Source organism: Salinivibrio costicola subsp. alcaliphilus (assembly GCF_001996185.1).
Lineage (GTDB): Bacteria > Pseudomonadota > Gammaproteobacteria > Enterobacterales > Vibrionaceae > Salinivibrio > Salinivibrio costicola.
Window position 1 is genome coordinate 1 of the sequence record NZ_MUFR01000216.1, and the last position, 246, is coordinate 246.

Sequence of the window (246 nt, forward strand, 5' to 3'; positions counted from 1 at the left end):
AGCCCAGAGCCAATCCTATCTCTGGGCCTACACCAGCCCGGCGCAAAGCACGACGCCGGTGGTGCTGTTCGACTACCAACCAGGCCGGGGGCACACTTACCCCAAGGCCTTCCTCAATGGTTACCAGGGCACGGTCATGACCGACGGCTACTCAGCCTGGCGGATGCTAGAAAACGTGACCCACCTCGGATGCTGGGCGCATGCTCGGCGCAAGTTCAAAGATGCCCTCGACCTGAGCCCGAAGAA

1 protein-coding gene is annotated in these 246 nt (G+C 61.8%); it reads left to right on the top strand.

The annotated features are described in order from the left end of the window. Positions 1 to 246: IS66 family transposase (locus tag BZJ21_RS15920; protein WP_158075560.1), on the top strand; the 246-nt coding region annotated here is incomplete at both ends.